The sequence below is a fragment of the Pseudomonas sp. GW822-FHT07A10 genome (assembly GCF_058798795.1).
This window is the reverse complement of the sequence record NZ_JBXAKV010000001.1, coordinates 755362-769757: the sequence shown is the minus strand read 5'-3', so window position 1 is coordinate 769757 and position 14396 is coordinate 755362. Positions and strand designations below refer to the sequence as shown.

The window sequence follows — 14396 nt, the reverse complement described above, 5'->3', positions numbered from 1 at the left end:
ACTCAGCCATGAACGACTTCTCCGCCGCCCAACGCAGCCGCGTCACCATGCTCGACGTCGCCGAACACGCCGGCGTCTCCAAGGCCAGCGTCTCGCGCTTCATCGGCGATGACCGCGCCCTGCTCTCCGATGCCACGGCCCTGCGCATCGAGCAGGCCATTGCCGAACTGGGCTACCGGCCGAACCAGATGGCCCGCGGCCTGAAACGCGGGCGCACCCGGCTGATCGGCATGCTGGTGGCCGATATCCGGAACCCTTATTCGATTGCCGTGATGCATGGCGTGGAAACCGCCTGCCGTCGGCACGGCTACAGCCTGGTGGTGTGCAACACCGATCGCGATGACGAGCAGGAGCGTCAGCACCTGGCGTTGCTGCGCTCGTACAACATTGAAGGCTTGATCGTGAATACCCTCGGCCATCACCGCGACGAATTGCGCGAGTTGCATCGGGAAATGCCGATGGTGCTGGTGGATCGCAAAGTCGAGCAGCTTGAGAGTGATCTGGTGGGGCTGGACAATCCCGCTGCCGTCGAGATCGCCATGGCCCATCTTGAAGAACGCGGTTATCGCGATGTGCTGATGGTGACGGAGCCGTTTGACGGCACCAGTTCGCGGATCGAGCGGGTCAGCAGTTTCAAAGCGCAGATACAGCAACGCCCTGCTTTAACGGGCATGGTAGTTGAAACCGGCAGCGAACTGACCTCGCAGCTGAAAACCTTCCTGAACACTCCCGGCCCTGGCCCGAAAGCGCTGTTTTGCGCCAACGGTATCGCCGCGCTGGCCGGCACCCATGCGTTGCGTGAATTGCAGTGCAATCTGTTCGAGGATGTCGGGCTGATCGCCCTGGATGATCTGGATTGGTATCCGTTGGTGGGCAGCGGGATTACCGCCCTCGCCCAGCCAACCGAGGACATTGGCGCGAGTGCGTTTGAGTGCTTGCTCAAGCGTTTGCGTGGTGATGACGGGCCGGTGCGGACCCTGGATTTTCCGGCGCGGTTGATCGTGCGTGGGTCGACTCTTGGGCATTTTCGGTGACTGAAAGAACGGCACATCGATCACTGATATTTCTTTGAGCATTTTTTTTGAACATTTTCTTTGAACAAAAATGAAACCGGTTTCAGAGGTGATAACAATGAACAAACCACCCGTTTCCATCAGCCTGTCCAGCTACGGCGCCGAGCTTGTGCGCCAACGCGGCCAAGGCAGTTTTGTCGAGGTTCTGGCCGCTGCCGGTGCCACGCACATTGAATGGCGCGAAGAGCTGCTGACCCTTGAAGACCCCGCGCAATTGGCCGATGCCACGCAATACCGGGGCCTGGAAAGCGTGTATTCCTCGCCGCTGGAGTTGTGGCTGGCCGGGCAATCGGCGCCCAACCCGGAACTGCTCTCGACCCTGCAACGCGCCGAGGCATTCGGCTCACAATGGCTGAAAGTCTCCCTGGGTTATTTCACCGACAACAACGACCTGCAAACACTGGCGCATGTGTTGCAACAGAGCCCGGTGCAGCTTTTGGTGGAAAACGACCAGACCTTGCACGGCGGCCGCATCGAACCGTTCCAGCGCTTCTTCGCCGACGTCGAGCAGCACAAGTTGCCGATCAAAATGACCTTCGATATCGGCAACTGGCAATGGCAGGATCAGTCCGCCGCCAGCGCCGCGCGAATGCTCGGTCGACATGTCGGCTACGTGCACTGCAAAGCAGTGGCGCGTCGGGTCGACGGCAAACTGGTGGCGGTACCACCGGCGGCCAGTGACTTGCATCTGTGGCAACAATTGTTGCGGCACATGCCCCATAACGTGATGCGCGCGGTGGAATATCCGCTGCAAGGCGATGACCTGGTGCAGTTGACCACCGAGCACGTCGCCACCCTCGCCCGCCTCGGTCAACCCCGCCTGGAGCCTGCGCATGTCTGAGATCGATATTCTGTCGTTCGGCGAAACCATGGCGATGTTCGTTGCCGAGCAAAACGGTGAACTGGCCGACGTCGGCCACTTCCACAAGCGCATTGCCGGTGCCGACAGCAACGTCGCCATTGGCCTGTCGCGACTGGGGTTTAACGTCACCTGGCTGAGCCGGGTGGGCGCGGACTCGCTCGGCAAGTTCGTTATCGATACGCTGGAGAACGAAGGCCTGGATTGCAGCCATGTCGACATCGACCCGGCACACCCCACCGGGTTTCAGCTCAAGTCCCGCACCGATGATGGCAGCGATCCGGTGGTCGAGTATTTCCGTCGTGGCTCGGCGGCCAGTCATTTGTCGGTGCAGTCGATTTCCCCGTCGCTGCTCAACGCCCGGCACTTGCATGCCACCGGCATTCCTCCAGCGCTATCCGCGTCGGCCCGGGCAATGTCCTTCGAACTGATGACCCGCATGCGCGAAGCCGGGCGCAGCGTGTCGTTCGACCCCAACCTGCGGCCGAGCCTGTGGGCCAGCGAACAGCAGATGATCAGCGAGATCAACCGCCTCGCCGCCCTCGCCCATTGGGTGCTGCCGGGGTTGAGCGAAGGACGGTTGCTCACCGGATTTGAAGACCCTGCCGACATCGCGGCGTTTTACCTCGACCAGGGCGCCGAAGCCGTGGCGATCAAGCTTGGCCCGCAAGGCGCCTATTACCGAACCCATCAGGATGAAGGTTTCGTTGCAGGCGTGCCCGTGGCAACGGTGGTCGATACGGTCGGTGCCGGTGACGGGTTCGCCGTTGGCCTGATCAGCGCCCTGCTGGAAAACCACAGCGTTGCCCAAGCCGTGCAACGTGCCAACTGGATCGGTAGCCGCGCGGTGCAGAGCCGTGGGGATATGGAAGGCTTGCCCACCCGGGCCGAAATGGATGCTGAATTTGAGGACGCCGTTCGCGGGCAAGCCTCGCTCCTACAGGGTTCGGGGTGTACGCCCGTAGGAGCGAGGCTTGCCCGCGAAGGGGCCCTCACTATTACCGTAAAAATTTGAATCAGACTCCGTTACCTGCTGCGACAAAAACAACAAGCTCAGGAGCATCACTATGAAAACCGCAACACTGGCCACCCGCCGCTGGTGGTACATCATGCCCATCGTATTCATCACCTATAGCCTTGCGTATCTGGACCGCGCCAACTACGGGTTCGCCGCCGCCTCCGGGATGGCCAAGGACCTGATGATCACCCCGGGGTTGTCTTCCATGCTCGGCGCACTGTTCTTCCTCGGCTATTTCTTCTTCCAGATTCCAGGCGCGATCTACGCCCAGAAGCACAGCGTGAAAAAGCTGATTTTCGTCAGCCTGATTCTCTGGGGTGCGCTGGCGACCTTGACCGGGATCGTCTCCAACGCCTACTGGCTGATCGTCATTCGTTTCATGCTCGGAGTGGTCGAAGCGGCGGTGATGCCGGCGATGCTGGTGTACCTGTGCCACTGGTTCACCCGTGCCGAACGCTCGCGCGCCAACACCTTCCTCATCCTCGGCAACCCGGTGACGATGCTGTGGATGTCGGTGGTCTCGGGCTACCTGATCCAGCATTTCAGCTGGCGCTGGATGTTCATCATCGAAGGCTTGCCGGCAGTGTTGTGGGCGTTTATCTGGTGGCGTCTGGCTGATGACCGTCCGGCCCAGGCCAAGTGGCTGAACGACCAGGAAAAGCAGGACCTGGAAAGTGCCCTGGCCGCCGAACAGGTCGGCATCAAAGCGGTGAAAAACTACGCCGAAGCCTTCCGTTCGCCAAAAGTCATCATCCTCGCCTTGCAGTTCTTCTGCTGGAGCATCGGCGTCTACGGTTTCGTGCTGTGGCTGCCATCGATCCTCAAGGCCGGCGCGCAAATGGACATGATCGAAGCGGGCTGGCTGTCGGCGCTGCCGTACCTGGCGGCAGTGATCGGCATGCTGCTGGTGTCCTGGGGCTCGGACAAGTTGCAGAAGCGCAAACGCTTCGTCTGGCCTCCGCTGCTGATCGCCTCGATTGCGTTCTACGGCTCCTACGCGCTGGGCGCGGAGCATTTCTGGTGGTCCTACACCCTGCTGGTGATTGCCGGTGCCTGCATGTACGCCCCGTACGGGCCGTTCTTCGCCATCGTTCCAGAAATCCTCCCGGCCAACGTGGCCGGTGGAGCCATGGCGTTGATCAACAGCATGGGCGCGCTCGGTTCGTTTGGCGGCTCTTATCTGGTCGGTTACCTGAACAGCTCCACCGGATCGCCCGGTGCGTCTTATCTGCTGATGAGCGGCGCGTTGCTGGTGTCGGTGGTGCTGACGATTTTCCTCAAGCCCGGCGCCAGTGACCGGGTCGTGGCCAAAGCCGCCGCGCCCCGGCCGGTGGCGGCTCATTCCTGAATGGATGTTGATATGAAAAAGCAGGTTGTGCTGTACAAGAAACTCTCGCCGCTGCTGATGGCTCGCTTGCATGAGCAGACCGAGGTGACGCTGATCGACAGCCTCGACGCCGAAGGCCTGGCCAAGCTGCGCCAGGCCCTGCCCCGCGCCCAAGGGTTGCTTGGCGCCAGTCTGAAACTCGATGCCGGGTTGCTGGACCTGGCACCGAACCTGGAAGCGATTGCCAGTGTGTCCGTCGGGGTCGACAACTACGACATCGACTACCTGACCGAACGGCGGATACTGCTCAGCAACACCCCCGATGTGTTGACCGAGACCACCGCCGACACCGGTTTCGCGCTGATCCTGGCCACCGCCCGACGCGTGGTGGAACTGGCGAACATGGTTCGCGCCGGCCAGTGGAACCGCAACATTGGCCCGGCGCATTTCGGCAGCGATGTGCATGGCAAGACGCTGGGCATCATCGGCATGGGGCGGATTGGCGAGGCGTTGGCGCAGCGTGGGCATTTCGGTTTTGGCATGCCGGTTGTGTATCACAGCCATTCGCCGAAACCGGCGGTGGAGCAGCGCTTCAATGCGCAATACCGTAGCCTGACCGAGTTGTTGCAGCAGTCCGATTTCATTTGCCTGACCTTGCCACTGACCGCTGAAACCGAAAAGCTGATCGGCGCCAGGGAGTTCGCCTTGATGCGCCCGCAGAGCATCTTCATCAATATTTCACGGGGCAAGGTGGTGGACGAAGCGGCGTTGATCGAGGCGTTGCAGCAGAACCGGATTCGCGCTGCCGGGCTGGATGTGTTCGAGCGCGAACCGCTGCGCCATGACTCGCCGTTGTTGCAGTTGAACAATGTGGTGGCGACGCCGCATATCGGTTCGGCGACCCATGAGACGCGGGAGGCGATGGCGACTTGTGCGGTCGAAAATTTGTTGGCGGCGTTGGCGGGTGAGCGGCCGGTGAATCTGGTGAATGGGCAGGCGTGGAGAGGTCAAGCGGCATGCTACGGCAAGGTGTGATCAGGCCGTTCATGCGGTTACCGCGTCCGACTTGGCCGTCGTCCCCCTGCTCTGCGCTCAACCCGGTGACGGTCAGGTAAATCCCGTCTACGCCGATCGCGATCGTATCATCGAGTGTATTGACGGCTAGATCACAGGGGCTCGCCAGGATCGCGCGTAAATGCTCCGTGATTGACTGTTTGACCGCGAAATAGTCCACCACCAAAGTGCGGCTGGCTCTGGCCGCCGATCAACAAGGCCTTGTCGACGTTGTAATGCTGAATGCGTCCATAGGCTTGCAGGTACGCGCGGTTGAGCGCCAACGACACGGCTTGCGCGACACCATCGCACAGGCTGTCCGGATGACCGATCCCCTTGTGTTCACACATTTCGACTTCGCTCATCCGGTGCAAGCGTTCGCAGGCAGTAATGACGAACCGGGTCCTGTCGCTCATGTTCCTCTCCGCGTTATCTTCCGATCGATCGCGTCTACTCAGTACCTCGTGCACGGCGGCGCTGTTTGCGATCAGTCCGTGAGTGCCCGTGATGAGTGAGTACGGAAGTCATGGGGCAAGCTCCTTGATGGCTTGTGCAAGCAGTGTCGACAGATCGATGGCGTTGCTGGCGTGCCGGATGCTATTGCTGGTGAAGACCTGAATGCCGGCCGCTTGCAGGTCGCGTTGGGCGTGTTCTGCATACACTCCGTGCACCGCCAAGGCCACCGGTGGGCGCATGCCTGCTCGTTGCAGGTGCCCGGCGGTTTCGAGCAGGGTATGCCCCGTCGAAATGATGTCGTCGATCAACACCGGGGTGTGTTCTCGCCAACGCTGGATATCGGGCACGGAGACCGCGACCTCCCGATCGCCGAGTCGCATTTTCTGCAGCACGATGAATGGTGCTTTCGCCAGCCGGGCGACCTCCGATACCCATTGCTCGCTTTCGCTGTCCGGACCGATCAACAAAGGTCGGGCGATCTTGCCGGGGACCCAGGCTGCCAGGGCCGGCGCGGCATGTACGACTCGATGCGGTACCGGGTATAGGGTGCCTAGATCATGGATACGATGCAGGTGCGGATCCACCGTCACCAACCAGTCGATGTGCGGAGCCAACAGAGCAGCGAACAGACGCGCGCTGACAGCCTCACCCGGATGAAAACGCTGGTCCTGGCGCATATAGGCCAAGTAGGGAGCAACCAGGCCCACAGAGCGAGTACCCATCTCGCGCAGGGTTTCCATAAGGAAGCACAGCGGTATGAACCGTTTGTCCGGACCGTGCAGGCTGCACAAAATCACCGCGTCACGGCCCTGCACGTCGCTCAACACACGCACGTAGCTTTCCTCGTCGGGAAACTGCCTCAATTGGCAGACGGCAGGTTGCAACCTCGCAGCCGCCGCCAGCCCGGTCTGTAAAGCCAGATTGCCGTCGAGACAAAACAGCAGGGGATTCATGGCGCATCCTCCTCGATGAAGAAGAGTTCCGGGTGCTGCTGTGCATACTCCAGCGCATAGGCCAGTTCGCCCGGGCTTTCGGCATGCACGGTATAGAGCGGCTGATCGGCCTCGACCCGTTCTCCGAGCGCCGTACCGAGTACCAGCCCGGCCGCCGGGGCCGCTGGTGCCCCGGCCAATTTCCCGATGCGCGACAGTACGCGGTTGTCGATGCGACACACACGACCTTCACGGCCGGCCAGGACCGGGTGCCTATAGCGCGCCTGCGGTGGCTCTCGCAGTCCGCCCTGGGCGTTCGCGATGGCCTGGAATTTTCGCCAGGCACTACCGCTCGCCAAGGTTGTGGCGGCGAGCGCATAGCCACTATCGGCCGGCGCCTTGCCGGCCATTTCCAGTAACAGACCGGCGAGGTCGAGGGTACGCTCACGCAAGTCCGGCGGCGCCTGCGCATCGCCGCGCAGCACCGCCAGCACATCGTGCGCTTCCAATGCCGGACCGATACCCCGCCCAACAGGGCCATCACCGTTCGAGACATGCACCTTGACGTTGAGGCCAAGCCGACCGCCGACCTCGACCAACAGCGTTTGCAGTTTTATCGCCGCCGGCAGATCGCGTACTTTCGCGGTGGCGCCGACCGGGATATCGATCAACACATGACTGGCACCGGCCGCCAGTTTCTTCGACAACACCGAGGCCACCAACTGGCCTTGGCTGTCCAAGTCCAGGGCTCGTTCGACCCGGATCATGACATCATCGGTCGGGCTCAGTTGCACGGCCGCGCCCCACACGACACAACCGTTTTCTTGCTCCACGACCTTGCGCATCGCCGGCAAATCGAGAGCGACCGGGGCCAGGGTCTCCATGGTATCGGCTGTACCCGCTGGCGAGGTAATGGCGCGGGAGGAAGTCTTGGGTATGCAAAGGCCGTTGGCCGCGACGATGGCCACCACGATGGGCGTGGTCCGATTCCCCGGCAGCCCACCGACGCAGTGCTTGTCCAGCACCGGTGACCGGTCCCAGTGCAGACGCTCGCCGGTTTCAACCATGGCTTCGGTCAGATAGCGGATCTCGGTGAGCGACAGTTGGTTACCGGTACAGCCGGTTAGAAAGGCCGCCAGCTCCACATCGCTGAATCGGCCGGCATCGATGTCATTCACGATCGCGGTCAGCGCCTCCCGCGACAGCGCACTTCCATAGATCTTCCCGCGCACGGCGCTCATCGACTCTACCGGCGCCGGGTGACGCACGGCAACGCTTTCACCCTCCTGAGCACCGAGCAGCCGACAGGCCGATTCCGATAGCCCAACCTCACCGCCGGCTATCCACCGTCCATCCACCACCATCAGCGTCGCGATGACGCGACGCGTGCCTTTGACCAGTTCAATACGTGACAAGGCGGAAAAACCTTCCGAGCGGCAGACGTGACAATCCCGTGGCATGAACGCCACCGGCTGCTGGTGGGTATCAATGCCGAGCCGGCGGACGCGTAACTCAAGCACACTGCGTATCGGCATGAGCAAACTCCTTTCGGCGCCTTGGCGCAGTAAGTCGATTCGCTGAAGAAGCCACTATCCAGGACTTGTTCACCATACTACTGCCCTCACTGCACGCAGGCAGGGTCTCATGCGATATACGGCACGGCACTCATAGGTCTGGGCGTTGCGTCGCGCCGTCCGGCTGACTACCGGATTCGGGCGCATGGCCTGCGTGATCGTCGCGGTGCTGATGGCCGCAGCAGCCACCGTGCGCGTCATGCTCACCGCGATTGGCCTGTTCGTGACCGCCATGCCCACCGTGTCCACGATGCATGAACAAATGCATGAGCGGACAGGCCAGCAACAGCAGGAATGGCAAGTAGGGAATGACGTGGGCCCGGTGCTCGGTCAACAGGAAGTACCCGGCGATGGCAAGAAAGCCGAGGAAGAACCCGTTGACACGGCCGGCGCTGCGATGGGGAACATAATGGCGTCTCATAACTGATTCCTCCTGTGGGGTTTGCGACGGGCCTCGGCCATGTCCTTATCGAATTGGCGGACGCCGCGAAAAAGTTGCACCCCGACCAAGACCGGGCATAGCAGGAATATCGCTGCTATGGCCAACGATTTGCCCGTCAGCCCCAGCAGGTAAATCGCCGTTGCAATACCCGCGACACTGGTCAGAAGGCAGATAATCAAAACTTCGCGTTTCATGATGTGGCCTCCTGGCTTAAACCAACACGGGCACGTTTAAGCAGTGCGGAGTTGGCAACCACCGACAGGGAGCTGAGTGCCATGGCGGCGGCAGCGATGATGGGGTTAAGCACACCAAAGGCCGCGATTGGAATGCCGATACTGTTGTAGATGAATGCCCAGAACAGGTTTTGTTTAATCTTGACCATGGTTGCGCGCGACAGCTTGATCGCGGTCACCACGTCACGCACATCGTTCTTGAGCAGGATGATGCCGCCGGTTTCCTTGGCTACATCGGAACCCGAGCCGATGGCGATGCCGATGTCTGCGGTGGCCAGGGCAGGCGCATCGTTGACACCATCGCCAACCATGGCCACGACCTGCCCTTCGCTTTGCAATTGACGGATCACTGCGACCTTGTCGCTCGGTAAAACCTCGGCAATCACTCGCTCGATGCCCACCTGGCGTGCGACTGCTTCGGCAGTACGGTGGTTGTCACCGCTCAGCAGCACGACCTTGATGCCGCTGGCCAGCAACGCCGCAACAGCCTCGGCCGCTTCAGGTTTAATGGTATCGGCCACAGCAATCACACCGAGCAAACGGTCATCGACTCCGACCAGCATGGCGGTCTTGCCATCGGCTTCCAGACGGATGAGGTGCTCCTCGGCAGCCTCGGTCGAAATGCCTTGGCGGGCGAATAAACGCCGGTTGCCCAGCCAGAGGGTGCGATTGTCGATCTTGCCTTCGATGCCGTGACCGGCGATCCCTTTGATGTCGCTCGCTTTCGGCAGGCTGATATCGCGATGCCGGGCGGCGCGCACAATCGCGGCACCAAGCGGATGTTCCGAACCGGACTCCACAGCAGCGGCGAGCATCAAAACCTCGTGTTCCGACGCTGCGCCTAGCGAAATCACATCGGTTACGTTGGGTTCGCCTCGGGTAATGGTGCCGGTTTTGTCGAACACCACCGTACTCAGTTTTTCTGCCCGCTCCAGCACTTCGCCGCCGCGAATCAGGATGCCGTTATCAGCCCCCTTGCCAACACCGACCATTAACGCGGCGGGCGTCGCCACGCCCAGGGCGCAGGGGCAGGAAATGATCAGCACCGCGATAAAGGCCAACAGCCCTTGCGGAAAACTCCCCGCAACAGACCAGCCGATCAGGGCCAGTATCGCGACTGTCACCACCGCTGGCACAAAATAGCCCGTGACCTGATCGGCCAACCGCTGGATCTGTGCCGTGCTGGTCTGTGCTTCCTCAACCATCCTGATGATCTGCGCCAGTGCGGTATCGGCACCGATCCTGCTCGCCTTGAAAGTGAGCACCCCACTGCCATTGAGCGTGCCTCCGATCACCGGGCTGCCCGGGTGTTTGTCGACCGGCATCGACTCACCGGTCAGCATGGACTCATCCACCGTAGACTGACCTTCACTGACATCGCCATCGGTGGGGATTTTCTCGCCAGGCTTGACCACCAGAAACTCCCCGGCCATGACGTTTTCAGCAGGCAAGTCGACCTCTTGCCCGTCACGAATCACATGCGCAATCGCAGGCTTGAGATCAAGTAAGCGCCGTACCGCCGCCGAGGATTTTTTCTTGATGATCTCCTCCATGTACCTGCCAAGCAGTACGAAGGCGATGATGACCGCCGACACCTCGAAATAGACGTCGCGCTCGGCTACCTTGACCGGCAGGACATCCGGGAAGAACAACACCGCGACACTGTAGAAATAGGCGACCGATGTGCCGAGGGCGATCAGAAAATCCATGTTGATGCTACGGGTGCGAATGGCATTCCACGCCCCCTTATAGAAACTCCAGCCGCCGATGAACTGCACCGGTGTTACCAGCAGGAATAGCCAGATACCCCACGTGAACCAAGGGAGTGCCGGGATCGGCACCCAAGTCAGCAAGGTGGCACCCGCGGCCAGCGCGATGAAGGCGCCCGCACGCAGCAGCGCCAAGGCCAATACACCGGTCAGGGCGATAGTCACGCGGGTTTTCATCGCCTTCAGTTCATTTTCTGGCGACTCGAAGATGCGCACGCAACTATCGCTGCAAAAGTAATAGGTGCGCCCGCCACGTTCTCGTGACAACGCCATGGTCATATCAACCATCATCCCGCAGATCGGGTCTTTCGCCATTTTCCCTGATGCAAGCGCCTGCTGGTGTTGGCTGTGCTGCATGTGTGATTCGCTCATCACGGCCTCCTACTCGAAGCAGCTATCAAGGCCTGCCATGAAGCTTGGCGGACAGCCACGCAAACAAGGTACCGACCAACGCGCCCCATACACTCAAGACCAGCAGCGGTCCGACGAAAGTCGCCACACTGTAGTCTTGCGGAGCTTGAAGACGACTGAAGTCGAGTCCATGGAACAAGGCACTGAGGAAAGCAATACCCTGCGCCGGCCATAGCGCATAGAGCAACGCACAGATGGTGTAGGAAATGGCCATGGTCAGGGCCAGAGAAATGCCGGTTTTCCAGGGAGCGTTCATGATTGTTTTCCTGAGCCTGGAGGGCTACCAGTAGGAGTGTTGGGGCTGTGGGGGGCTGACCAGGGCAGGAATGCCGGAGTCTGTTCACAGTAAGTTCGGTAGGCATCACCGAAGTGCGCAAGCATCTCCTGCTCTTCTCGCTTCGCCAGCCTGGCGTAGACCAACAGGAGAATTGGAAACATTGCCAGGGTGATCAATGTCGGCCATTGCAACAAAAAGCCAAACATGATCAGCACAAAGCCAGCGTACTGCGGGTGACGGATCCGTGAATACGGTCCGTCGAGCGCCAGTTGGCCAGTGCTTTGGGCCTTGTAGAGCACACGCCAGGCGGCCGCCAATAACCAGAAGCCTCCAGCGATCAGCAGGTTGCTGACAATGTGGAATGGACCCCAGTGTGGATTGACCTTCCACCCCATCATTACTTCGAGCAAATGCCCAGCGTCGTGCGAAAGGAAGTCGATGCCAGGGAAGTGACGAGTGAGCCAGGGCATCAACAGGTAGATCGTCAGCGGGAAACCGTACATTTCGGTAAACAGAGCCACCAGGAACGCCGAGAACATACCGAATGAGCGCCAATCGCGGCTCGTCCTGGGCCGGGTGAAACTGAAGGCAAACAGGATAAACACCAATGAGTTGATGATAACCAGCGACCAAAGACCGTAGGCCGATTCTGTATGGTTCATGGTGGGTGCTCCTCAACAACAAACATCAGAGGGGTGCTGGCTGCATTCACCCCTCCAGCGCCAGAGCCATGTCATTTGCAGCAGCTCTACCGCACATTCACTTTTTCATCGGCATTTCCATCATGGACGACTGCTGCTCCATCATCTGCATCATCATGTCCATCATCCCTTTGCCTTCACTGTCCTTAGCTCCCATACAACCCATCGCACCCTGCTCCTTACTCATCATGGCCATGCTGTCCTGCATCGCTTTCATGCCTTCTTGCAAGGCGGACTGGCGCTCAGCCGGCGTTTCAGCCGCTGCTGCTTTGTCATGTGCAGCCTGCATTTTCTGCATTTGCTCGGTCATGGCTTTGGTCATGGTCGTCGATGCCGGGGCGGTGCTCACGGTTGCGTCGGCTGGCGCGTCGGCCGGGTGATGCGCATCCTCGGCAGAGACCATGAATGCACGGCTGGCCAAGACGGCAGCCAGAACCCATTTCGAATGCACTTGCATGATGAACTCCTGAGATTGTGAGGGGATAAGCAGGAATAACCGAGTCGCGAAACAGCGACGCAGCAGGACAGAGCAACCCGTGCTCTGCCACTCTGAGACAGGGGTTAATCGTTGAAACGGACGAAAGTAAGACGTACAGGGCTTTCGGGTGGCGCGGGACGTTTCAGTACAAGAGCGGCGAAGGAGGATTTTTGCTCAGGATCAAACACCATAATCAGGACTGCCGCCGTTAGCAGTAACAGGGCAGCCCAGTGGACAGGATCCGCTGCTGGCATCTGCAATGCAGGTTTTATCGCCGTGGCAGTGTCCTCACAGTTTTGAAGGCAACCATTGGCGTGGAGCGCATGCCCCTCCAGCAGATGCTGTTCGACATTGTGTGGCGCGGCCAAATTGTGAATCGGCTGTACCAGACACCCCTGGATTGCCATCACGGTCACAGCAACCCCCCATACGGCGAGGATCAGGCGCAGTAGGCGTTGGCGGTGCCGGCGGAACCAGGACATGAAGTACAACCTCGACTTGTTACGTCGTATTGATTTTCAGTCTAGCCAGCAAAGCAATGCAGAAGTTGATCAATATCAAATTAGTCGATGGCGCGATCAGGCCCGTCGCATCTGCAGCAAATCCGCCGCACAGGACGCAATTCGCCGACACGCTTCCGCCAGCTTCACCTGGTCCACCACCAGCCCGATGCGTATGTGCCCCGCCGCACTCGGCCCGAAGGCTTCGCCGGCCAGCACCGACACGCCATAACCTTCCAGCAGCCGCTCGGCAAAATCCTGGGCGCCGAGCCCGGTCTGGCGCACATCGAGCATCACAAACATCCCGCCATCGGGCTTGATCGGCCGGATACCGGGGCAACCGCTCAACCTCGCGCACACCAGATCGCGTCGCTGGCGATACTCCTCACGCATCAGCGCCACTTCCGGCAAATCCTTATCAAGTGCTGCTTGCGCGGCTTTCTGAACGAAATCCGGAATGCCGAACAGCATGCACAACGACAGATGCATCACATGATCGGCCAGAGGTTTCGGGCCGATCATCCAGCCTACCCGCCAGCCAGTCATGGCATGGGATTTGGACAAACTGTTGAGGGTCGCGGTGCGCTCGGCCATACCCGGCAGGCTGGCCGGGCTGATGTGCTCGCCCTCATACAACAGGTCGCTATAGACCTCATCGCTGATCAGCCAGAGGTCATGCTGCACACAGAGCGCCGCCAGTTCCTGCCAGCTTTTCAAGGAAAGGCTGGCACCGGACGGATTGTTCGGACTGTTGAGCAGAATGACCCGGGTTTTAGCGGTGATCAGCGCCGCGACATCCGCCGGCTCGACCCGAAAGCCGTTCTCCGGACGCACCGCCACAGGCACCACGCTCGCCCCGCAGGCACCGAACACGCCTTCATAAGTGACGTACATCGGTTCGGCGATGATCACTTCATCACCCGGATCGAGCAGGCACTGGGCAACCGAATACACCGCGCACTGCGCACCGGGCAGTACGATCACATGATCGGCGTCCACCTCCTGGCCGCAGCGCTGCTGATGACGGCTGGCGATGCTGCTGCGCAATGTACGGGTGCCGCGCACATCCGAGTAATGGGTGTCGCCGGCCAACAGGCTGTCGATGGCCGCGTGGACGATCGGCAGCGGTGTATCGAAATCCGGATCGCCGACCGACAGCAGCAGCACGTCGACGCCCTGCTCGCGCAATTCCAGCGCTCGATCGTGAATCTTCCAGGCTGCCGCTCCGTCACCGTCGATTCGTTGGGTCAAGGCTGAATAGCGCATGTACTTCTCCTAACGCGCGAGTTCCAG

At 60.4% G+C, this 14396-nt stretch carries 17 protein-coding genes and 1 pseudogene; 6 read left to right on the top strand and 12 right to left on the bottom strand.

Features of this window, described 5'->3' with window-relative positions:
- Window positions 1-8: 8 nt before the first annotated feature.
- From AC1RL4_RS03310 to AC1RL4_RS03290, 5 genes are all read left to right on the top strand, one after another.
- Window positions 9-1034: a LacI family DNA-binding transcriptional regulator gene (locus AC1RL4_RS03310; RefSeq protein ID WP_230173579.1), complete on the top strand. Its 1026-nt coding sequence runs from the start codon at window positions 9-11 to the stop codon at window positions 1032-1034.
- 97 nt (window positions 1035-1131) lie between these two features.
- Entirely contained in the window at window positions 1132-1914 is a 783-nt protein-coding gene (locus tag AC1RL4_RS03305) for a sugar phosphate isomerase/epimerase family protein (protein ID WP_028940645.1), read from the top strand.
- On the top strand, window positions 1907-2947 hold the full coding sequence (locus AC1RL4_RS03300; RefSeq protein ID WP_028940646.1) for a sugar kinase: 1041 nt from the start codon (window positions 1907-1909) through the stop codon (window positions 2945-2947). The genes AC1RL4_RS03305 and AC1RL4_RS03300 overlap by 8 nt, the downstream gene beginning before the upstream one ends.
- A 52-nt stretch (window positions 2948-2999) precedes the next feature.
- Window positions 3000-4298 carry an MFS transporter gene (locus AC1RL4_RS03295; RefSeq protein ID WP_230173578.1) on the top strand — a complete coding sequence of 433 codons (1299 nt, stop codon included), beginning with the start codon at window positions 3000-3002 and terminating at the stop codon, window positions 4296-4298.
- A gap of 12 nt (window positions 4299-4310) precedes the next feature.
- A complete protein-coding gene (locus AC1RL4_RS03290; protein ID WP_019578819.1) occupies window positions 4311-5312 on the top strand; it encodes a 2-hydroxyacid dehydrogenase in 1002 nt (333 codons plus the stop codon).
- A gap of 31 nt (window positions 5313-5343) precedes the next feature.
- Here AC1RL4_RS03290 and AC1RL4_RS03285 read toward each other — a convergent pair.
- The 5 genes and pseudogenes from AC1RL4_RS03285 to AC1RL4_RS03265 all read right to left on the bottom strand — a co-directional run.
- Window positions 5344-5511, bottom strand: a pseudogene (locus tag AC1RL4_RS03285) (methionine adenosyltransferase); the annotation flags it as partial.
- Window positions 5444-5746, bottom strand: coding sequence for a methionine adenosyltransferase (locus AC1RL4_RS03280; protein ID WP_019578818.1), 303 nt, complete (start codon window positions 5744-5746; stop codon window positions 5444-5446). The gene AC1RL4_RS03280 and the pseudogene AC1RL4_RS03285, both read right to left, overlap by 68 nt.
- A 108-nt stretch (window positions 5747-5854) precedes the next feature.
- Entirely contained in the window at window positions 5855-6739 is an 885-nt protein-coding gene (locus tag AC1RL4_RS03275; protein WP_096480253.1) for a ribose-phosphate pyrophosphokinase, read from the bottom strand.
- Window positions 6736-8253, bottom strand: a complete 1518-nt coding sequence (locus AC1RL4_RS03270; protein WP_096480254.1) for a thymidine phosphorylase family protein — start codon at window positions 8251-8253, stop codon at window positions 6736-6738. The genes AC1RL4_RS03275 and AC1RL4_RS03270 overlap by 4 nt, the downstream gene beginning before the upstream one ends.
- A gap of 130 nt (window positions 8254-8383) precedes the next feature.
- Window positions 8384-8602 (bottom strand): DUF2933 domain-containing protein, encoded by a 219-nt coding sequence (locus AC1RL4_RS03265; protein ID WP_429571108.1) that lies wholly within the window; start codon window positions 8600-8602, stop codon window positions 8384-8386.
- Between AC1RL4_RS03265 and AC1RL4_RS03260 the strand changes: the two genes are divergently transcribed.
- Window positions 8525-8719 carry a hypothetical protein gene (locus tag AC1RL4_RS03260; protein WP_231380569.1) on the top strand — a complete coding sequence of 65 codons (195 nt, stop codon included), beginning with the start codon at window positions 8525-8527 and terminating at the stop codon, window positions 8717-8719. The genes AC1RL4_RS03265 and AC1RL4_RS03260 overlap by 78 nt on opposite strands.
- On the opposite strand, the gene AC1RL4_RS03255 is transcribed toward AC1RL4_RS03260, so the two are convergent.
- From AC1RL4_RS03255 to AC1RL4_RS03225, 7 genes are all read right to left on the bottom strand, one after another.
- A complete protein-coding gene (locus AC1RL4_RS03255; protein WP_019578814.1) occupies window positions 8710-8928 on the bottom strand; it encodes a hypothetical protein in 219 nt (72 codons plus the stop codon). The genes AC1RL4_RS03260 and AC1RL4_RS03255 overlap by 10 nt on opposite strands.
- Window positions 8925-11108 (bottom strand): heavy metal translocating P-type ATPase, encoded by a 2184-nt coding sequence (locus AC1RL4_RS03250; protein WP_028940649.1) that lies wholly within the window; start codon window positions 11106-11108, stop codon window positions 8925-8927. Before AC1RL4_RS03250 ends, AC1RL4_RS03255 begins: the two co-directional genes overlap by 4 nt.
- A 25-nt stretch (window positions 11109-11133) precedes the next feature.
- Complete coding sequence (locus AC1RL4_RS03245) at window positions 11134-11403, bottom strand: DUF5676 family membrane protein (RefSeq protein WP_018929095.1); 270 nt, start codon at window positions 11401-11403, stop codon at window positions 11134-11136.
- A complete protein-coding gene (locus tag AC1RL4_RS03240) occupies window positions 11400-12086 on the bottom strand; it encodes a methyltransferase family protein (RefSeq protein ID WP_019578811.1) in 687 nt (228 codons plus the stop codon). The genes AC1RL4_RS03245 and AC1RL4_RS03240 overlap by 4 nt, the downstream gene beginning before the upstream one ends.
- Window positions 12087-12183: 97 nt before the next feature.
- A complete protein-coding gene (locus AC1RL4_RS03235) occupies window positions 12184-12582 on the bottom strand; it encodes a hypothetical protein (protein WP_019578810.1) in 399 nt (132 codons plus the stop codon).
- Between the two features lie 104 nt (window positions 12583-12686).
- Window positions 12687-13085 (bottom strand): hypothetical protein, encoded by a 399-nt coding sequence (locus AC1RL4_RS03230; protein WP_028940651.1) that lies wholly within the window; start codon window positions 13083-13085, stop codon window positions 12687-12689.
- Between the two features lie 96 nt (window positions 13086-13181).
- Window positions 13182-14369: a pyridoxal phosphate-dependent aminotransferase gene (locus AC1RL4_RS03225; RefSeq protein WP_028940652.1), complete on the bottom strand. Its 1188-nt coding sequence runs from the start codon at window positions 14367-14369 to the stop codon at window positions 13182-13184.
- Window positions 14370-14396: the final 27 nt, after the last annotated feature.